Source organism: Bradyrhizobium sp. 157 (assembly GCF_023073815.1).
In the GTDB taxonomy this organism is placed as follows: Bacteria; Pseudomonadota; Alphaproteobacteria; order Rhizobiales; family Xanthobacteraceae; genus Bradyrhizobium.
Genome location: NZ_JADPKF010000060.1, coordinates 31,336 through 50,077, shown reverse-complemented (window position 1 = coordinate 50,077; position 18,742 = coordinate 31,336). Strand labels below are relative to the sequence as shown.

The following is an 18,742-nucleotide window of genomic DNA, read 5'->3' as shown; positions in this document are numbered from 1 at the left end:
GCGCCTCAAATCTCTGCGCTTCGCCGGGCTTTTCCGGCCAAGTGGCCGCGAACAGGCGGGATTGCCGCCTCTCGCCCGGCCCCGCGACCCCTCATTTCCAGACGGAATTTGCTGGGTTGCCATGGCATTTCGAGCGTGAAAGAGGGCCTCGGCCGTCCCCAACCCGGTTCGGCTCTTCACCACTTAGTAACGGCACTTAGCGTTAAGAAAGCGTTGATGGTCGGTTAAGGGTTTTTGCGCGCTTTCTAGACACTGAAGCCGGTGATGCGCCCCGCACACACCCGATCAAAATTGCAGCGTGGAACTCGGCCGCCGCATTGCGCGGGAACGCAGTAAATGAATAGTAAACGATATTGCCACCTGAACACGATGTTGCCGCTCTGCTGCCCCGTTTGGGTTTAAAAAATGGCTTCTGGTTCGTTCACCTCTGCTGGTATTGATTCGAGGCGTCAACGCGCCCTTCCCGTTCCCAGGGCCAACGCCGACATGCAGACCTTTACCCCGGATTCCTCGATCGCATCCGATGTCATCCCGTCGCCGAACCATGGCGACCGCAACAACGGCCGCGTCGCCGATATGATCTTGCTGCACTACACCGGCATGCCGGATGTGGAGGGCGCGATCGCCCAGCTCTGCACCCCCGGCACCGACGTATCAGCCCACTACATCGTGCTGGAAGACGGCCGCATCGTGCAGTGCGTGCCGGAAGCCAAGCGCGCCTGGCACGCTGGCGTATCCTTTTGGGCCGGCGAGGAAGACATCAATTCCTGCTCGATCGGCGTCGAGATCATCAATCGCGGCCACGACTGGGGCTATCCGGATTTCCCGTCGCGCCAGATCGCCGCCGTGATCGCGCTGTGCCGCGGCATCATCCTCCGCCGCAAGATATCCGCGCATCGCGTGCTCGCGCATTCCGATGTTGCGCCGGCGCGCAAGAAGGACCCGGGCGAAAAATTCCCGTGGCACTTGCTGGCGAATTCCGGTGTCGGCCATTGGGTGCAGCCGGCGCCGATCGTGCGCGGCGAAACGCTCAAGCTCGGCAGCATCTCAGACGACGTCGCCAACATGCAGGCGGCGCTGGCCAAATACGGCTACAAAATCCCGACCCATGGCAAGTTCGACGGTCCGACTATGGAAGTGGTCACCGCGTTCCAGCGCCACTTCCGCCCCGCGCGCGTCGACGGCATCGCCGATCACTCGACCATGAGCACGCTGCACGCGCTATTGGCGAGCCTGCCGGCGGAGGCGACCACGGTGGTCGCGGCGAAGTGAGTAATTCGCGGTACTCTCAACCGTCATTGCGAGCGTAGCGAAGCAATCCATCTTTCCGCATGCGTGGATAGATGGATTGCTTCGTCGCTTCGCTCCTCGCAATGCCAGAGAACTAATTGCGATCCATCTCCGCAATCCTTCGCGCATACAGCCGCCGTAGTGGCCCCAGCTGCGTCGCGGCTGTTGCCTTCAGATACGCCTCGCGCGCGGCATCGCGACGGCCGAGCCTGCGCAGCAGATCAGCGCGGACGGCCGGCAGCAGCTCATAACTCTTCAGTTCACCGCGCGCCGCCAGCGCATCGACCAGATCGAGCGCCCGTGCCGGCCCATCGACCATCGACACCGCAGCGGCGTGGTTGAGTTCGATCACCGGCGACGGGCTGATCCGAAGCAGCACCTCGTAGAGCCCGGCGATCTGCCGCCAATCGGTGTCTTCGTAACTGGGCGCACGGGCATGCAGCGCCGCGATCGCCGCCTGCACGGCATAGGATTGCGGCCGCCCCGGCATCCGCAGCGCCTCTTCCACGAGATGCAATCCTTCCGAGATCTGTGCACGATCCCATAATTTGCGGTCCTGTTCTTCCAGCAGCACGATGTCGCCGCCTGCGGTCTCGCGGCCGGCGCGCCGCGCATCATGCAGCAGCATCAGGGCGAGCAAACCCTTGATCTCGCCGCGTCCGGGCATCAACGCATCGAGCAGCCGCGCCAGCCGAATCGCTTCACGCGCGAGATCCGGCCGCATCAGGCCTTGCCCTGAAGTGGCCGCGTATCCCTCGGTGAAGACGAGATAGACCACCGCGAGGACGCCGCGCAGCCGCGGCTCCAGTTCTTCGCGCTCCGGCACCTCATAGGGAATGCCGGCAAGACGGATTTTTTGCTTGGCCCGCAGCAGGCGTTGCGCCATCGCGTCTTCGCTGGCGAGAAAGGCACGCGCGACCTGCGCGGTCGTGAGCCCGCATACGGTGCGCAGCGTCAGCGCGACCTGCACCTCGGCGGCAAAGGAGGGGTGACAGCACGTGAAAATCAGCCGCAGCATGTCATCGTCAAGCGCGCTGTCGGCGTCCTCGCATGGTTCGGACGCGTTCAGCAGCAGTTGGTGCGCCAGCTCCTGCTGCTTGCCGCGAAATGCAATGTTGCGTCTGATACGATCGATCGCCTTGTTGCGGCCGACATTGACCAGCCAGGCGCGCGGATTTGACGGCAGGCCCGCGGCCGGCCAGCGTTCCAGTGCCACCGCGAACGCATCCTGCAAGGCATCCTCGGCCAGATCGAAATCGCCGACGAGACGGATCAGCGTGGCAAGCGCCCGCCCCGTCTCGTCGCGGAATGTTTTTTCGATCTCGCGTGGTGTCATGCGATTGCGATGTTTGCTCCGTCATTCCGGGGTGCGAAGCGAACTATGGTGCGCATCGCCCCGGAATGACGGCTTCGCCGTCAATCATAGACCATGATCGGCCTGACCTCGATCGAACCAACCTTGGCGGTGGGAATTCTGGCGGCAATGCCCAGCGCCTCATCGAGATCCTTGGCCTCGACCAGATAATAGCCGCCGAGCTGCTCGCGGGTCTCCGCAAACGGACCGTCCGTGGTCAACATCTTGCCGTCGCGAACGCGCACCGTCGTGGCAGTCGCCGTCATTTGCAGGGCGTCGCCGGCCTTGAAGTTGCCGCTCTGGATGATGGATTGGGTGAATGCGCGGTATTCCGCCGTCATCTTCTGGAGCTCGGAAGCGTCCATCTTTGCCTGCTCGGCTTCGTTTCGATAGATCAACAACAGATACTGCATTTTTTAAACTCCTTCTGACCGGCTGGATCGCCGACACCCAGTCGAATGGGCTTCCCACAAAACGACATCGTCACGGAAATTAATTTTTTGGCGACAGGGCGGCCCTCCCGGAAAGCGGAACTTCATATTCAAGACTTCCCGCCGGCCTCCGCAAGCCTACGCTTCAGCTCCCTGACTTCCTCGAACCGCTTCGTCACGTCACGCATGACGGCCACGGTGCCCGCGACCTCCTGCGATCCGTCTCGCAGCAACACGATGGTGAACTCGACCGAGATCCGCCGGCCGTCCTTGGTCAGGCCGGGCACCGACAACAGATCGCCGTGCCCGTAGCGGCTAGTTCCCGTCTCCACGGTGTGCCTAAAGCCCGCCCAGTGCCGCGCGCGTAAATTTTCAGGGATGATCAGGTCGAGCGACTGGCCAGTGGCTTCCGCAGCCGTGAAGCCGAATATCCGCTCCGCGCCGGGATTCCAGAACGTGATGCGCCCATCGCGATCGGTCGCAATGATGGCGTCAGCAGCGCTGTGCAGCAGAGCTTCGCCAAGGCCGGCAGGAATGTTCATCGCTGGTATCTGCTCGCCATCCTCAAATCGATGAAGCCATCATCAAATGCCTCGATGTCGCGGATGTCAAAATTGCGCATGTGGAGCCCGATTGACGCAAAAGTGTGGAAAATCGCCGCAAAGTATTAACGCTCAGCGAGCAAGTTCGCGTGATGCAACGTCTCGCTTTTGCTATTTTGGGTGTCGCGGTTGTCGTCGCGGGCGCCATCGGATGGCTGGGTCTGTCATATCGTGCAATGCCCGTGTCCAATTTGGGCGCGGCCTATATCATCGGTGCCCGCGTGGCACTGACGGCCGACCATGTGCACGCGATTGCCATAGATCAGACGCCAACGTTCGAATTTCGCCGGAAGGAGCAAGATTCTTCAAACAAATACGTCTGGCAACGCGGCAAGATCGAGAGACCCGTTGCATGCCTCTATCACGAAACTGACGCGGGCAGGCGCTCAAGATATTGTCCCGAACAAGACCGCATAAGCCTGTCGGGTGATCAGCTTTATTTTTCCGTGGAGCCGGGAGACGCTTTGCGGATCGGCGTATCGGACAAACCTTTGGAGAACAGAAAAGTTACCAACGGCGCATTGTACGAAGCCGAAGGTGAAATCGGCATCGGCAAAAGCGTGGATGGCGCGGCCTGGTTCAAGATTACACTCGATGCGGAATGGTTGAACGTTCTTGACCCGCCGGTACCGGCAGATGCCGCAACCGATTCTGACTGGCACTCGTGCAAGCCCGCAACGCGGCAAAGCCTGCGCGACCCAATTGTTCTGGGCATTTTGCCGCCGGTTACTGCAAGGCCGTGTCAGATCGAGTCGGAAAAGTCCGGGCGTTCCCTGTTCCTCGTGCATTTCCAGAGCGGCCCTCTGCAATGGACGAACTGGACCAATCGCCTCGGCTGTCGGGCGTTGCTTTATCGCCTGATGCCTTCACCGTCTCCGGGCGATCTTGCCGGCTGCATTGGCGGTCCATGGGGCGGGTTTGATCGAACCGACCTGGCAGTCTCTTTTTTCGAGTTCACACCATCCGGCGAATTCGCTGTCATCCGCTAGAATACGGCTACTTAGCGAATGCCCATGCGTGCTTGCCTACTATTGCCTTGACGCAACGGCATTAAGCCCCCATTTCGTAAGGCATCAGTCGGCCGGACGGCCGCTCCCGCTACGGCCGAAAGGCTGCGGGGGAGGAAAGTCCGGGCTCCATCGACATACGGTGCCGGATAACGTCCGGCGGGGGCAACCCCAGGGAAAGTGCCACAGAGAACGAACCGCCCTCCTCCGCCTGCGGGCTTCGGAGGGCAAGGGTGAAAAGGTGCGGTAAGAGCGCACCGCGTTTCCGGCAACGGAAACGGCATGGCAAACCCCACCGGGAGCAAAACCGAATAGGGACGGCAACGCAGGCTGTTCGCGAAAGCGATAACGCTGCAGGGCGATGTCAGGCTCGCCGTCCGGGTAGGTTGCTCGAGGCCATGTGCAAACATGGTCCCAGAGGAATGGCCGTCACGTACCATTCGAAAGAATGGTGCCCTACAGAACCCGGCTTACAGGCTGGCTGATGTCTTGAGAATGAGGGGTTCGGCGTAACGCGCCGGACCCCTCGCCATTTTCGGTTTCATTCAGAACTGTAGCCCGGATGGAGCGAAGCGCAATCCGGCATCAGCGTGTCGATCGGCAACAGCGGCCCCGGATTGCGCGGAGCCTGTCATCGGGCGCGCATTCGCGCGACCCGTTGGCTCCATCCGGGCTACGCATCTCAATCGCGCCCCGCCTCCCCGATCGCCTGTGCCAGCCGCGCCGGGTTGCTGAAGAACATCTCATGACTGCCGTCGCATTCGACCAGCCGGAACAGGCCGAGCCGCTCCGACAAGCGCGGATGCCATGGCAGGCCGTGCGGCAGGGCAATGTCCTGCCTGCAATTGACATAGGACTTGCCGACCGGCAGCTCGGCCAGGGGACGCGCCAGAGTGATCTTGTCGGTGAACGTCTTATACGGATGCAGATTGAGTTTGGCGTAGGCGGATTTCGCCAGTTCGAGATCGGCGTCGTTGATGAAGGCATCGCGCCAGATTTCGAACGGCAGTATCACGGCGTTGTTGTTGGCAGCGGCCACGGCATCGAACAGTCCAACATAGTGCGGCGGCACCATGTCGTTGAGGCACTGCCCATCCAGCGGGACAAAGGCGTTGACGTAGACGAGGCGCTTGATCCTGTCAGTCAGACGGTCGGCGACGCCCGAGATCACCATGCCGCCGTAGGAGTGGCCGACTAGCCTGATATCGCGGAGATCGTTCGCCTCGATGTAAGCGACGACGGACGAGATCGCCTGCTCGAGCCCTGTTTTCTCGCGATCGTCATCCTTGTTGTTGCCGGCGACTGTCGGGCAATGCACGACGTGGCCGCTTTTGCGAAGATGTCCGGCCACCGCTTCCATCTCGGCGCCGGTGTGCCAAGCGCCGTGAACAAGAACATAGATGTCTGACATTCCGTCTCCCCTGATTTTCCGAAAGTCAGACATTGATGGGGACGGCCTTTCTCGGATGGCCGGATTCGGCCACCGCCGTCGCCTGATTGCGCCAGGTCTTTAGCGCTGCCGCCGGAACGCGCCCGGCGTCATGCCGAGATATCTCCGGCATTGGCGGATGAAGTGGGACGGATCGGAAAAGCCGACCCGCAGCCCGATTCCGCCGACGCCGATCCGATCGAACCGCGGCTCGCTCAGCATCCTGCGCGCCGCCGCCATACGGCAATCATTGAGCAGCCCGCTGAACGTCAGGCTCGCTCTGTTGAGGCAGCGATGCAGGGTTCGCTCGGAGACATGGAGATGATCGGAGACGGTCGCAGCCGTCAGCCCGGGTTCGGCGTAGCGCAGCCGGATGACACGGCCGATCTGGTCGAGAAGGTTTGCCGAGTCGTGCCGCTCGGAATGCGTCGCCGGAATCTCGCTGCCGAACCCAAGCGCCAGCAGCGCTCCGAGCTGATCGGTCAAAACCTGCGCGGGCAGCGGCCGCTCGATCGCCAGTTGCGGCGTCAACTGGCGCGCAAATGTGCTGAGCGCCGCGCCCCAACCGGCTCGCCCGTCAATACGATACCCGATGCGCCGCTCCGGATCGGTGATCCAGGATTCGACCCACGCGATCGGCAGTTCCAGCGACAGCGTGTTTGCAGTTACCGGAAAGTTGAACTCGTAGCAGCGCCGGGAGTCCAGCAGCACGAGATCGCCGGGCTGCAGGCGCGACGCGTGGCCGTTCTGCATGGCGGTCCAGTCATTGTCGGTCTTGCACAGCAGATAATAGTAGTTCGATGCACTGCGCGCGAGGCTGGCTGTCCTGCGGTAGACGTGCTGCGCTGAGCCCTCGACGCGGTTGATGCCGATGGTGTCGAGTTGCCCGCGCTGAACGGAGCAGTCGAAGCCCGACCGCACCGGCGTCGTGATGTCCATCTCGAGAAAACATTCGCAGACGGCGCCGATCCAATAATCCAGGCGCCGTTCCGGCTCGACCAGGTTGGTCGACCATGTCTCGATGACTGAAGTCGTTCTGGCCGCCATGGCCCTGCCCTCGCGATCGGTTTCGACCAACCGGTTGCCAGCTTGTTGGGCGCGTGGGCGGAGAGTCAATCCGTTGGAGACTACATCCCGTAGCCCGGATGGAGCGGAGCGCAATCCGGGACTATCGAGCCCATGGCGCGCAGCTCCCGGGTTGCGCTGCGCTCCACCCGGGCTACGGACTCCATCCGGGCTACAAGATTGCGCCCTTCGGACTATACCGCGATCTTCTGCAGCAGCGCCATCAGCGCTTCCGGCGCGGTGACATTCGGCGAATGGCTGGCGTCGATCTCGTAATAGCTCCAGGCGGGGTCGCCCTTTGTCATCCTGGCGAACGGCCCAAAAGTGTCGGCCGGCGTGATGCGGGTGGCGTAGATATAGCTGCGCGGCAGGGTCAGCGCGCCGCCCTGCAGCTTGAGCCTGGTCTCGAAACACTTGATCGGCATGTCGACGCGGCGCGCGCTGAGCCATTCGACATCCGCAGGCGATGTATCCGGCGGCGTCGGGTTTGGCGGCACGCGCCAGCCATCACCGCTCTTCGAAAGCTCCTGCATCCGCGTCTGCCCCGCCTCGTTCAGATCGAGCAGCGACTGCCCGTCCTGCGGCACAAAGGCGTCGATATAAATGAGCTGCTCGACCTTGTCGCGCGCCCGGTCGGCGACGCCGGTCGCGACCATGCCGCCATAGCTGTGGCCGATCAGCACGAATTCGCGCAGGTCTTCATACTCGATGACGTGCAAAACGTCTTCGATATGCGAATTGAGATCGATCCCCGGATGCGCCAGATGCGCGCGCTCGCCGAGACCGGTGTAGGTCGGCGTGATCAGGCGATGCCCGGCGGCCTGCATCAGCGGATGCATTTTCTTCCAGGCCCAACCCGCGGACCACGCGCCGTGACAGACGAGGAAGGTTTTCGAAGGTGCGCTCATCGGGCCGTTTCCCACCAGGTTATTGTGAAGGCGTCGATTGCGATAGTACCTGTCCATCGCGTCGTGTAAACGTGGCGCAAAATTGCAGCATCGTCATTCCGGGGATGGTCCGAAGGACCAGACCCGGAATCTCGAGATTCTCAGGTGCGCAATTGCGCACCGTAGTTCGCTTCGCGCCCCGGAATGACGGGAGGGAAAGAGAAGAGTGGAATTAGCCACCTACGCCATCCTGCTTGCCGGCGCGCTCGCCGGCGGCTTTGTCTCCGGACTTTCCGGTTTCGGCACGGCGCTGATGGCGCTGGGGATCTGGCTTTACATCTTGCCGCCGGCCATTGCGGTGCCGCTGGTCCTGATCTGCTCGGTGAGTTCGCAGATCTCGACGCTGCCATCGATGTGGAAAGTTCTCGACTTCAAGCTGGCGTGGCCGTTCGTGGCCGGCGGTCTTGCCGGCATGCCGATCGGGGCGCTGCTGGTCGCGCGCGCCGACCCGCAAAATTTCAAGCTCAGCGTCGGCGTGATGCTGCTGGTATTTCCCACCGCACTCTATTTCATCCGCAAGCCGATGGCCTTCCGCTTCGGCGGCCGGCCGGCAGACGCAGCCATCGGATTTGCCGGCGGCATCCTCGGCGGCCTCGCCGGCCTGTCGGGCCCGCTGCCGACCCTGTGGGCCAGCATCCGCGGCTGGACCAAGGACCAGCGCCGCGGCCTCTTCCAGATCTTCAACGGCAGCGTGCTCGGCGCCGCGCTCATCCTGCAGATCGCCAGCGGCTTCGTTAAATGGGATGTGTTCTGGCTGGCGATGCTGGCGCTGCCCGGCACGCTGATCGGCGCCCGTCTTGGCATGCGCACCTATCAAGCCCTGAATGACCGAAACTTCTACGATGTCGTGCTGGCTCTGCTATTTCTGTCGGGAGTTGGATTGGTGTGGAGCAGCATTGCTCCGAGATAGCAGCGCATAGCCGCCATGTGCTCCGAGTAGATTGCTGTACGCTGACCTGCAAAGCGGCTAACCAATCGCGTCATGAGCTCCCCTGCTTCGCGCGAGCGCCTCGGCCTGTTGCTGGGCTTCATCGGCATGGTGATCTTCGGCGGCACGCTGCCGGCGACGCGGATCGCGGTCGCGGAAATTGATCCGATTGCATTGACCGCGCTGCGTACCGCTATCGCCGGGCTTTGCTCGCTGGCGCTCCTTCTCGTATTGCGCCGGTCGCTGCCGCCCCGCGCGCTATGGCTGCAGCTCGTGATCGCCATGCTTTGCGTCGCGATCCTGTTTCCACTGTTGATGTCGCTGGGCATGCAGAGGGTCGACGCCTCGCATGGCGGCGTGGTGCTGGGCGTACTGCCGATCGCCACCGCGCTCGTCGCCGTCGCCATCACCCATGAGCGGCCGCGGCCGCTGTTCTGGATTGCTTCCGTGGCCGGCGCCGCGTTGGTGATCGCATTCGCATTGCGGCAAGGCGGCGGCGCGCTGGTCGCCGGTGATTTATTCCTGTTCGCATCGGTCGCCGTCGCCGCGATCGGGTACGCATTCTCCGGCCGGCTTACCTCGCAAATGCCGGGCTGGGAGGTCATAAGCTGGATCCTGGTTATTGCGCTGCCGCTGTCGATTCCGGCAGCCGTGCTGACCATGCCCGCCGATATCACCCACATCGCCCTTAAACCCTGGCTCGGGCTGCTTTACGTCGCGCTGTTCTCGCAATGGATCGGGTTCTTCGCGTGGAATGCAGGGCTGGCGATGGGCGGCATCGCGCGGGTCTCGCAGATCCAGTTGCTGCAACCCTTCGTCACCTTTGCGCTGGCCGCCTTCTTCAACGACGAGACCATCACGCTGCAGATCCTGCTGTTCGCTGCCGCCGTCGTAGTGACGGTCGCCATATCGACGCGCACCCGGGCCAGAACGGCTCCCTCGCCGCCGCAGCAAAATCGCGAGCCGTCTCAATTGGCGGCGTCCTGATCGTTCAGCACCGGATGATCCGCCATCAGTTCCGCCCTGGTCTTTTCCGAATTGATGGCCCTAAGTAGCACGCGCGCGGTTTTCAGATGATCGACCTTCACGCATAGCCTGATGACCTGGCTCACCGAGACGTCACGCATGGCGTCGTCGGAGATCTTCATGGCGAGTTCGAGCGCGCATTTGATCGCTGCCTGATATCGCGCGGCGTCAATGGCCTGGTCTTTCTCGGCATGGCGGCCGCCGGCTGCCATCTTTCCGCGATGGCCTCGGCCGATGAGACGCAAACCTCGCGAATCCTTTGCGCCGCCTCGATATCGCCTGCGGGCTGAACGTCGATTTCCCAGACCTCCGGCGGCCGATCCTTTCGAAACCAGCGCATCGTGCAAGCCCTCTCGATGCCGGAAAAAATATTCCGACATCGATCGGGTTCGCAACAATACGGCTCTCACTCCGCCGCCGAAATGCGGCTGAACTCGGTGGCCTGCAGCTCGAACAGCCCGCGATAGATGCCGCCGGGCCTGGCGGTCAGCGCCGCGTGCGTGCCCTGCTCGACGATCTCGCCGCGGTCGAAAACCAGGATGCGGTCGAGGCTGCGCACGGTCGACAGCCGGTGCGCGATTACGATCGAGGTGCGCCCTTTCATCAGCCGCTCCATGGCCTGCTGGATCAGGCCCTCTGACTCTGAATCAAGGCTCGAGGTTGCCTCGTCCAGGATCAGCACCGGTGCGTCCGCCAGGAACGCGCGCGCCAGCGCGACGCGCTGCCGCTCGCCGCCCGACAGCTTGACGCCGCGCTCGCCGACCAGCGTGCCGTAGCCTTTCGGCAGCCGCAGGATGAAGTCGTGCGCGTTGGCGAGCCGCGCCGCCTGCTCGATCGCCGCCATGCTGGCGCCGGGCCGGCCATAGGCGATGTTCTCGGCCAGCGTGCGGTGAAACAGGATCGGCTCCTGCTGCACGATCGCGATTTGGCTGCGCAGCGATTGCTGCGTGGCTTTCGCGATATCCTGACCGTCGATCAGGATCTTTCCGCCGCTGATATCGTAGAGCCGCTGCACCAGCTTGACGAAAGTCGTCTTTCCCGAGCCGGAGCGGCCGACCAGGCCGACCCGTTCGCCGGCGCGGATTTCGACGGACGATCCGTCATACAGCGGCGCGCGGTGGCCGCCGTAATGGAAGGTCACGTCGTCGAACACAATGTGGCCGCCCTGGATGTCGATCGGCTTTGCATCGGGCGCATCGGCGATACCGATCGGCTCGTCGTGAATCGCGACCAGCTCCTCCATGTCGTTGACCGAACGCTGCAGGTTGTTGATGTGCATGCCGACGTCACGCAGATAAGCATGAATGATGTAGTAGCTGGTCAACACGTAGGTGACGTCGCCCGGCGTGGCGCGGCCGGCGATCCACAACAGGATCGCCCCGCCGATCACGGAGCCGCGAAAGCACAGCAGCACCGCAAGTTGCGCCGTCGATGTGTAATTGTAACGATACCACGTCCGCCGCACGCGCGTGCGCCAGCGTCCGACGACGCCGGCCAGCCGCGCATCCTCGCGCGCTTCCGCGCCGAAGGACTTTACCACGGCGTTGCAGGTCAAGGCGTCCGCCAGCGTGCCGCCGACTTTGGTGTCCCAGGCGTTGGAGACGCGCGCGGCGGGTGCGATGTAGTTCACCGAGAACGCCATCGTCATCGAGACATAGATCACGGTGCCGACCGCAATGACCGCACCTAACACCGGCCAGTGCAGCCCGAGCAGGATCATCGAGCCGACCAGCACCAGTAGCGACGGCAGCAGCGCCATCAAGATGGTATCGTTGAGCAGATCGAGCGCCCACATGCCGCGCGTGATCTTGCGTACGGTGGAGCCGGCAAACGAGTTGGCGTGCCAGTCGGTCGAAAAGCGCTGTACGCGCGCGAAAGCGTCGCGCGACACGTCGGACATGGTCTTCAGCGTGAACGGCACGATGGCCTGCAGCCCGGCCAGGCGCAGGACCATCGATATGAGTCCGAGCGCGACGATCCCGCCGAAGGCTGTAAACGCGGCCTGTCGCGCGCCCGGGTCTGAGGTGCCCAGCGTCAGCGCATCGACCAGCCGGCCGGAGAAGATCGGCATGAACAGGTCGGCCGCGGTTGCTCCCAGCAGGCCGCCGGTTACGACAGCGGCGCGGCCGGGCTGCTGCAGCCAGTGGCGGAACACGAACGGGATCACCACGCGTATCGCCGCGGGACGTTTGTCTCTTGGAACGGTCATGGCATCATCCGGCTGCGCGAAAGGCGCATGCCGGCTCCATCTGGGTTTGACGCGTGGGCCGCCTCGGGCCGAACGCATGCGTCGTTGAAAACTGTCGTTAAGTCGTTGGGAAGTTTGGAAAGATCGGGCGTCAGGCCCGATCAGGGCCGGCGGAGATCGCGCTCAGCGACGCGACCGAAAAACCAGCACGAGCATCGGACACGAGGGCGCGATCTGCGAATACATCGAAATCATGCAAATCTCCCCGGTTCGAGCGGCAATGCGCACCTTATAAATGCATCGCGGGTGATTTGCAACATGACAAGGACGTGAACAGCGTTGTCACATCGCTTTCAGTGCGCGTCGCCGCCAAGCACCGCCGCGGACGGCTTTTTCAGAACCATCACCAGCAGGCTCAGGGCGAGATAGAACACGGCCAGCATGAAGAAGACGTCGCCATAACCCATCACCACCGCCTGGCGGTGCACGATCTGCGACAATTGTTTCATCGCCATCAGCGCGGCATCGCCCATGCCCTGCGTGCGCTGGGTGAGCATGTTGAGTGTCTCGACCGCGGTGGCGTTGCCCCAGGTAACGCTGTCATGCAGGCGTGAGATGTGCAGGTCGGTACGCTCGTTCAGCACCTGGTTGATGACGGCGAGCCCCACCGCGCCGCCGAGGTTGCGCGTCAGATTGAACAGACCGGAGGCGTTCTTCACGCGCTCGGGCGCCAGCGTTCCGAGCGCGGTGGTGTTGGTCGGCACTATCACCAGCATCATGCCGACCCCGCGCAGGATCTGCGGAATCAGCAGTTCGTAGAAATCATAATCCTTGGTGATCCAGGTCATCTGGTAGGAGCCGAGCGCGAACAGGACGAGGCCGATCGCGATCAGGTAGCGCACGTCGTACTTAACCATCAGCCGCCCGACGATCGGCGCGGTGAGGAACATGGCAAGGCCCGAGATGAACATGGTCTCGCCGATCATCAGCGCGCTGTAGCCGCGCACTTCGGCCAGATAGCGCGGATACAGATAGGTCAAGCCGTAAAGACCGATGCCGACGCAGAACGAGATCAGGCAGCCTATCGCGAAATTGCGGTCGCTGAAGGTCCTGATGTCGACGATCGGCTCCTTGACGCTGAGCACGCGCCAGAAGAAGGCAATCGCCGAAACTGTACAGATCGCTGCACAGATCGCCACCGAGGTGTCTTCCAGCCATTGCGATTGCGGGCCCTCTTCGAGCACGTATTCGAGCGTGCCGAGAAAGCTCGCCATGAACAACAGTCCCCACCAGTCGAAATGTTCCAGCAGCGCGAGGTCCGGCTTGTCGAAATCGACCAGCGCGAGCACTCCGACGGTGATACCGATGCCGGGAACGATGTTGATGAAGAACAGCCAGTGCCAGGACATCATGCCGGTAATGTAGCCGCCGACTGTCGGCCCGATGGTCGGCGCCAGCGTCGCGACCAGCCCGATGATCGGGCCGACGATGTGGAATTTCGAACGCGGAAAGACCGTGTAGGCGGATGCGAACACGGTGGGGATCATGCCGGCGCCGAGAAACCCCTGGATCGCGCGCCAGATGATCATCTGCTCGATGGTCGAGGCAAAGCCGCAGAAGAAGCTCGCGATGGTGAAGCCGGCGGCGGAGATCGCAAACAGCAGGCGGGTGCCGAGCGCGCGCGACAGGAATCCGGACAGCGGAATCGCGATCACCTCGGCGATCAGGTACGAGGTCTGCACCCACGACACTTCGCTTGAGCTTGCCGAAAGTCCGGCCTGGATCTCCGCCAGCGACGCCGAGACGACCTGGATATCCAGGATCGACATGAACATCCCGAACACCATGATCAGAAACGCAAACATCCGTCGCGGCGGAATGCGCTCGGACGCGTCGGTCGCGGCCTTCATCATCGAGGGCGATGCGGTGGTGGCGTCAGCCATGATCAGATCGGAACCGGCGCGGGGCTTTCGCCCCGGGCACTAAAGAAGTCACTGCGGTTGAACCATGGCAGGCGCATCGAGGTCGGCCTCGCTGTCGGCGTCGGCCGCGCCCTCGCGGGTGTCAACGGTCGCGTAGACCGACATGCCGGCGCGCAGCAAGTGCTGCTTCGCCACGTCCTTCGGCACGCGAATGCGAACCGGCAGCCGCTGCACGATCTTGGTGAAATTGCCGGTGGCGTTGTCCGGCGGCAGCAAGGTGAACACCGAGCCCGCCGCGGGCGAAATGCTGTCGACAACGCCGGCGAATTTACGATGGCCGTAGGCGTCGACCGAGATCTTCACGGGCTGGCCGGGACGGATGCGCTTGAGCTGGGTTTCCTTGAAATTGGCGTCGATGAAGACCTCATTAAGCGGCACCAGATTGGCGAGCCGCTGCCCGGCCTGGATGAAGTCGCCGGTATTGACGAGACGGTTGGAAAACGTGCCATCGACCGGCGCACGCACCGAAGTGAATCCAAGGTCGCGTTCCGCCTTGGCTAGCTGGGTTTGCAATTCCGCAAGCTGCGCGCGGGCCTCGGCCTGCTGCGCTTTGGTCACCTCGACATTGTCGCGCGCGGCCTCATAGGCCGCTTGCGCCGACTTCACCGCGGCAAGGCTCTGGTCGCGCGCGGCTTCGGAGACCTCGAAGGCGGCGCGCGAGGCAAAACCCTTGGTGCTCAGCGACTGCTGGCGATCGAAGTCGAGGCCGGCGCGCTTCATCGCCGCCTCCGAGGAAGCGAGCTGCGCCCTGGTCTGCTCGACAGCGCTTTCCAGCGCCGTGACCTGACGGCCGATGCGATCGATCGTCGCCTGCTGGGTCGCGATCTTGCTGCGCGCGGCTTCGACAGCAATCCGGTAATCACCGTCATCGATCCTGAAGATCACGTCGCCGGTGCGAACGATCGAATTGTCGGCGGGCAGGATTGCCGCGACATGACCCGAGACCCGGGCGCCAAGCGTAGTATTGTTGGCGCGCACATAGGCGTTGTCGGTCGAGACATAGAACCGTCCGACGAAAACGAAATAGATGCCGTAGCCGATGGCGGCGAGCGCCAGCAAGCCGAGCACGCCCATCATCACGAATTTGCGCTTGCTCGGTTTCGCCGCGGCGGTATCGGCAGCGTTGGCGACAGGCCCATCGGGCCTTTCGATCTCCACAGCGCCGGGGGTTTCGGAGGGGCGACGCCGGGTCTCCTCCGCGACCTGGGTGCGCAGTTGATCCGCCGCCTCCTGCGCAGCTTCGTCGCCGGCCGTTTCCGGCCCGGCGCGAACGACGCGTGCGGCCTGGTCTCTCGCTCCGGCCATTACCCGGCCTCCCCATTCCCAATGTCGCGATGCATGAGGCCACGGAAACCGGCCGCACTGGTGCCTTTAACTCAAAATACATTGACCGAACGGTTCGGTCAATGTAGATTGCTATTATACCGGCCATAAAGCGAGAAATGACTTCCCTCTGTATCGCGGGTTGAATTCTTGCGCGAGAAGATAAACCAATGGTTGCACCCAGAGCAAACACGATTCATCCCTTAGGCGAGGAGGACAGTTCGAAGCGCCGCCAGATTTTGGACGGTGCGCGAAAGGTGTTCATGGATCTGGGCTTTGATGGCGCCAGCATGAGCGAGATCGCGCGGTCGGCCGGCGTCTCCAAAGGCACGCTTTACGTTTACTTCGCCGACAAGAGCCGGCTGTTCGAGGCCATTGTCGAGGACGAAGCGTTCGAAAAAAGCAAGATCGCATACAATCTCGATCCCAAGCGGGATGTCGAAGCCACGCTACGCGAATTCGGCCGAACCTATATCGGTTCGATCTGCCGGCCGGGTGGCGGTTCGTCGATCCGCACGGTAATGGCAATCGCCGAACGGATGCCGGAGGTCGGACGCCAGTTCTACGAGAACGTGCTGGCAAAGACGATCAACCGCCTGGCCGAGTATCTGCAGGCGCATGTCCGGTCGAATGATCTTGCGATCGACGATTGCGGCCTCGCCGCCGCGCAATTCCTGCAGATGTGCCAGGCGACGCTGTTTCTGCCGTTCGTGTTTCAGGCAGAGCCCGCGCCATCGGCAGAGCGCATCGCGCGGGTGGTTGACAGCGCAACGCGGATGTTTCTGGCGACCTATCGGACGAAGCCGGCGTAGAGCGGCCGGCGCTTTTTCGAGAATGGATAATGCCCTCGCTAGAATCTGTACGTCGCGCTTCCGAGCACGGTGCGACCGATGCCGAAGAAACAGTCGCCACGCGACCAGCAGGTGGTGACATGACGCTTGTCGGCGATGTTGCTGGCATTGACCTGAAACCGCCAGGGGCCGGTCTCGTAGCGGATCATGGCGTCGAACAGCGTGTAATCAGGCGTGCGGATGGTATCGGTGCCGTCCCAGGATTCGCCGATGTAGCGCACGCCGCCGCCGACGGTGACACCTTGCAGGCCGAGCGCTGTGAGACGGTACTTCGCCCACAGCGAGGCCTGATGTTCGGGCACGGTTTCGACCCGCTTGCCCGCATTGTCGCCGCTTTCCACCGTGGCATTGACGTAGGCATAGGCGCCGATCAGATCGAGGTCTGGTGTGACACGGGTGATCACCTCTAGCTCGGCACCGCGAATCCGCACCTTGCCGGTCTGGGTCGAGATCAGCGGATTGGTGGGGTCGGCTGCCAGCCGGTTCTTCTCGATGGTGTCGTAGATCGCGCCGTTGATCGCGGTGCCCGGCATCGGATTGTACTTGAATCCCAGCTCCACCATCTCGCCCTGCTGCGCTTTGCAGATCGTGGCGCAGACGCCGGAGCCGAAGATCGGGTTGAACGACTGCGCGTAGGTGACATATGGCGTTAGCCCGAACGGCAATTCGTACATCAGTCCGGCGCGGCCGGTGGTCGCCCTGGTATCTTCCGCCGGGGCGCCCTGCACATCGTTGGTGATAAAATCCTGGCGCAGGCCGACGACCGCCAACCACGGCCCGAGCCGCATCTGGTCCTGCGCGTACAGCCCGAGCTGGCTTTGCCGCAGATCCGGCTCCGGCGACAACGGCGGCGGGACGACGCCATTGTAGACGGGGGCATAGAGATCAAATGGCCTGGGATCGTGGATCGCGCCGGAGGACGACGCGCGTTCGCCGAGAGCGCGATAGTCGACGCCGAACAGCGCCTTGTGCGTGATCGCGCCGGTGGCAAACTTCAACTCGGCGTTGGTATCAGAGGTGAAGCTGTCCTTGGTCGTTTGCCGGCTCGAGACCCAGCGCGCCACGGTGCGGCGCGTGGCGGGATCGAGAAACGGATCGGCCGGGTTAGTGCTCCAGTCCGGGTACATCGTCCGGTAGATGCCCTCAACATGAGCGTAACGCATGTTCTGCCGGACCTTCAGGCCGTCGCCAAAACTGTGCTCGAACAGGCTGGAGACCGCGCCAGTCTCGGTCTGGTATTTGTCGAAGCCCGGCTCGCTTGCAAATCGTCGTACTGGAATAAGCCCGTTGGGACCGGGATACAGCGTGCCCTCGTGCGGCAGGAAGGCGGTAGAGGAACCGCTCATATCCTTTTGATAGGTGCCGAGCACGGTCCAACTGGTGTTGTTGGTCGGCCGCCAGGTCAGCGACGGCGCCAGCACGATGCGGTCGTCTTTCACGAAATCAGTTTGCGTATTGCTGTCGCGGAACACGCCGATGAAGCGATACAGCCACTCGCCATCCTTGGTCAGCTTGCCGGTCGAGTCGAGCTGCACCTGCTTGCGGTTGAAGCTGCCGTATTGCACGCCGATTTCGTTGAAGCTTTCCGCCTGCGGGCGCTTCGAGATCAGGTTCAAGAGGCCTGCCGTCGAGGTGTCGCCATACAGCACCGATGACGGCCCGCGCAGCACCTCGATGCGCTCCAGTGTGTAGGGATCGGGCCGCCATTCGTTGAACTGGAAGGTGTTCACCACGCGGGTGCCGTCGAGATAGATATTTGGATCCTGGCCGCGAAAGCGCGGATAGTCGCCGCGCGAATCCGGGCCAAAGGCGTCGGCGAACACGCCGGGCACGTAGCGCAGCGTTTCCTGCACGGTGAGCGCGCCCTGGTCGGCGATGCGATCGGCGGTGACCACCGTGATCGATTGCGGCGTTTCCCGCAGCGGCGTGTCGGTTTTGGTGCCGGTGCCGCTCTGGCCCGCGAGATAGCCGCGCACCGGTCCGGTGCCCGTTTCCGCGCGTGCGCCGGCTGCAGCCGCGGCATCGGGCGTCATAGCAGCGCGCGTGGCGGTGCGACGGCTCGCTGCCGAGTTCGCTTGCCGTCTCGGTGCGGGACGCGATCGCGCGGCCGGCGCGCGTGAAGGCTGGTCGACGACGACAGCCGGCAATTCTCGCGCGGACGATTGAGCTTCCGCCGGCGTTACGTCGATCATCGCCGCGAGCATCGGCAGCGCGGCGCCGAGCCATCCCGCGGTCTTCAAACTTGCAGTCATTTCTAGTCCTCGTCGCTTCGCGCGGGACCAGTAACAAGCGTGACCACAGTGATGAAGTGCGCGAAGG

16 protein-coding genes and 1 other RNA gene are annotated in these 18,742 nt (G+C 62.9%); 6 read left to right on the top strand and 11 right to left on the bottom strand.

Annotated elements, in window-relative coordinates; all coding sequences use genetic code 11:
- The first annotated feature begins 486 nt into the window (after nucleotides 1-486).
- Nucleotides 487-1,272 (top strand): N-acetylmuramoyl-L-alanine amidase, encoded by a 786-nt coding sequence (locus tag IVA95_RS12675; protein WP_247510782.1) that lies wholly within the window; start codon nucleotides 487-489, stop codon nucleotides 1,270-1,272.
- A 112-nt stretch (nucleotides 1,273-1,384) separates the two neighbouring features.
- Here IVA95_RS12675 and IVA95_RS12670 read toward each other — a convergent pair whose 3' ends face one another.
- The 3 genes from IVA95_RS12670 to IVA95_RS12660 form a co-directional block, all read right to left on the bottom strand.
- Nucleotides 1,385-2,626, bottom strand: coding sequence for an RNA polymerase sigma factor (locus IVA95_RS12670; RefSeq protein WP_247510781.1), 1,242 nt, complete (start codon nucleotides 2,624-2,626; stop codon nucleotides 1,385-1,387).
- A gap of 80 nt (nucleotides 2,627-2,706) precedes the next feature.
- Nucleotides 2,707-3,057 carry a YciI family protein gene (locus IVA95_RS12665; protein ID WP_247510780.1) on the bottom strand — a complete coding sequence of 117 codons (351 nt, stop codon included), beginning with the start codon at nucleotides 3,055-3,057 and terminating at the stop codon, nucleotides 2,707-2,709.
- A gap of 128 nt (nucleotides 3,058-3,185) precedes the next feature.
- The gene (locus tag IVA95_RS12660) at nucleotides 3,186-3,617 is read right to left on the bottom strand and encodes a PAS domain S-box protein (RefSeq protein WP_247510779.1); all 432 of its coding nucleotides are present in this window, start codon (nucleotides 3,615-3,617) and stop codon (nucleotides 3,186-3,188) included.
- 104 nt (nucleotides 3,618-3,721) lie between these two features.
- Here IVA95_RS12660 and IVA95_RS12655 point away from each other — a divergent pair, with 104 nt between their 5' ends.
- Both IVA95_RS12655 and rnpB read left to right on the top strand, forming a co-directional pair.
- Nucleotides 3,722-4,666 (top strand): hypothetical protein, encoded by a 945-nt coding sequence (locus IVA95_RS12655; protein ID WP_247510778.1) that lies wholly within the window; start codon nucleotides 3,722-3,724, stop codon nucleotides 4,664-4,666.
- A gap of 84 nt (nucleotides 4,667-4,750) precedes the next feature.
- An RNA gene (rnpB, locus tag IVA95_RS12650) (RNase P RNA component class A) lies at nucleotides 4,751-5,173 on the top strand.
- A gap of 193 nt (nucleotides 5,174-5,366) precedes the next feature.
- Here the strand turns inward: rnpB and IVA95_RS12645 are convergent.
- The 3 genes from IVA95_RS12645 to IVA95_RS12635 all read right to left on the bottom strand — a co-directional run bounded on the left by IVA95_RS12645 (nucleotide 5,367) and on the right by IVA95_RS12635 (nucleotide 8,086).
- A complete protein-coding gene (locus IVA95_RS12645; protein ID WP_247510777.1) occupies nucleotides 5,367-6,095 on the bottom strand; it encodes an alpha/beta hydrolase in 729 nt (242 codons plus the stop codon).
- 99 nt (nucleotides 6,096-6,194) lie between these two features.
- Nucleotides 6,195-7,160, bottom strand: a complete 966-nt coding sequence (locus IVA95_RS12640; protein ID WP_247510776.1) for an AraC family transcriptional regulator — start codon at nucleotides 7,158-7,160, stop codon at nucleotides 6,195-6,197.
- A 212-nt stretch (nucleotides 7,161-7,372) separates the two neighbouring features.
- Complete coding sequence (locus tag IVA95_RS12635; RefSeq protein ID WP_247510775.1) at nucleotides 7,373-8,086, bottom strand: alpha/beta hydrolase; 714 nt, start codon at nucleotides 8,084-8,086, stop codon at nucleotides 7,373-7,375.
- A gap of 205 nt (nucleotides 8,087-8,291) precedes the next feature.
- Between IVA95_RS12635 and IVA95_RS12630 the strand changes: the two genes are divergently transcribed.
- Together IVA95_RS12630 and IVA95_RS12625 are read left to right on the top strand one after the other, a co-directional pair.
- A complete protein-coding gene (locus IVA95_RS12630; RefSeq protein ID WP_247510774.1) occupies nucleotides 8,292-9,035 on the top strand; it encodes a sulfite exporter TauE/SafE family protein in 744 nt (247 codons plus the stop codon).
- A gap of 72 nt (nucleotides 9,036-9,107) precedes the next feature.
- The gene (locus IVA95_RS12625) at nucleotides 9,108-10,040 is read left to right on the top strand and encodes a DMT family transporter (protein ID WP_247510773.1); all 933 of its coding nucleotides are present in this window, start codon (nucleotides 9,108-9,110) and stop codon (nucleotides 10,038-10,040) included.
- Here IVA95_RS12625 and IVA95_RS12620 read toward each other — a convergent pair.
- From IVA95_RS12620 to IVA95_RS12605, 4 genes are all read right to left on the bottom strand, one after another.
- Entirely contained in the window at nucleotides 10,022-10,291 is a 270-nt protein-coding gene (locus IVA95_RS12620) for a hypothetical protein (protein ID WP_247510772.1), read from the bottom strand. The two genes, IVA95_RS12625 and IVA95_RS12620, sit on opposite strands and share 19 nt — an antisense overlap.
- Nucleotides 10,292-10,485: 194 nt before the next feature.
- Nucleotides 10,486-12,288 (bottom strand): ABC transporter ATP-binding protein, encoded by a 1,803-nt coding sequence (locus IVA95_RS12615; protein ID WP_247510771.1) that lies wholly within the window; start codon nucleotides 12,286-12,288, stop codon nucleotides 10,486-10,488.
- 332 nt (nucleotides 12,289-12,620) lie between these two features.
- On the bottom strand, nucleotides 12,621-14,210 hold the full coding sequence (locus tag IVA95_RS12610) for a DHA2 family efflux MFS transporter permease subunit (protein ID WP_247510770.1): 1,590 nt from the start codon (nucleotides 14,208-14,210) through the stop codon (nucleotides 12,621-12,623).
- A gap of 48 nt (nucleotides 14,211-14,258) precedes the next feature.
- On the bottom strand, nucleotides 14,259-15,554 hold the full coding sequence (locus IVA95_RS12605) for an HlyD family secretion protein (protein ID WP_247510769.1): 1,296 nt from the start codon (nucleotides 15,552-15,554) through the stop codon (nucleotides 14,259-14,261).
- 188 nt (nucleotides 15,555-15,742) lie between these two features.
- Here IVA95_RS12605 and IVA95_RS12600 point away from each other — a divergent pair, with 188 nt between their 5' ends.
- Entirely contained in the window at nucleotides 15,743-16,384 is a 642-nt protein-coding gene (locus IVA95_RS12600; protein ID WP_247510768.1) for a TetR/AcrR family transcriptional regulator, read from the top strand.
- 38 nt (nucleotides 16,385-16,422) lie between these two features.
- Here IVA95_RS12600 and IVA95_RS12595 read toward each other — a convergent pair whose 3' ends face one another.
- Nucleotides 16,423-18,675 (bottom strand): TonB-dependent siderophore receptor, encoded by a 2,253-nt coding sequence (locus IVA95_RS12595; RefSeq protein WP_247510767.1) that lies wholly within the window; start codon nucleotides 18,673-18,675, stop codon nucleotides 16,423-16,425.
- Nucleotides 18,676-18,742: the final 67 nt, after the last annotated feature.

Coding starts and splice junctions, on each gene's coding strand:
- IVA95_RS12675 (WP_247510782.1), top strand. CDS start 487: ATGCAGACCTTTACCCCGGATTCCTCGATCGCATCCGATGTCATCCCG.
- IVA95_RS12670 (WP_247510781.1), bottom strand. CDS start 2,626: ATGACACCACGCGAGATCGAAAAAACATTCCGCGACGAGACGGGGCGG.
- IVA95_RS12665 (WP_247510780.1), bottom strand. CDS start 3,057: ATGCAGTATCTGTTGTTGATCTATCGAAACGAAGCCGAGCAGGCAAAG.
- IVA95_RS12660 (WP_247510779.1), bottom strand. CDS start 3,617: ATGAACATTCCTGCCGGCCTTGGCGAAGCTCTGCTGCACAGCGCTGCT.
- IVA95_RS12645 (WP_247510777.1), bottom strand. CDS start 6,095: ATGTCAGACATCTATGTTCTTGTTCACGGCGCTTGGCACACCGGCGCC.
- IVA95_RS12640 (WP_247510776.1), bottom strand. CDS start 7,160: ATGGCGGCCAGAACGACTTCAGTCATCGAGACATGGTCGACCAACCTG.
- IVA95_RS12635 (WP_247510775.1), bottom strand. CDS start 8,086: ATGAGCGCACCTTCGAAAACCTTCCTCGTCTGTCACGGCGCGTGGTCC.
- IVA95_RS12625 (WP_247510773.1), top strand. CDS start 9,108: ATGAGCTCCCCTGCTTCGCGCGAGCGCCTCGGCCTGTTGCTGGGCTTC.
- IVA95_RS12620 (WP_247510772.1), bottom strand. CDS start 10,291: ATGGCAGCCGGCGGCCGCCATGCCGAGAAAGACCAGGCCATTGACGCC.
- IVA95_RS12615 (WP_247510771.1), bottom strand. CDS start 12,288: ATGACCGTTCCAAGAGACAAACGTCCCGCGGCGATACGCGTGGTGATC.
- IVA95_RS12610 (WP_247510770.1), bottom strand. CDS start 14,210: ATGGCTGACGCCACCACCGCATCGCCCTCGATGATGAAGGCCGCGACC.
- IVA95_RS12605 (WP_247510769.1), bottom strand. CDS start 15,554: ATGGCCGGAGCGAGAGACCAGGCCGCACGCGTCGTTCGCGCCGGGCCG.
- IVA95_RS12600 (WP_247510768.1), top strand. CDS start 15,743: ATGGTTGCACCCAGAGCAAACACGATTCATCCCTTAGGCGAGGAGGAC.
- IVA95_RS12595 (WP_247510767.1), bottom strand. CDS start 18,675: ATGACTGCAAGTTTGAAGACCGCGGGATGGCTCGGCGCCGCGCTGCCG.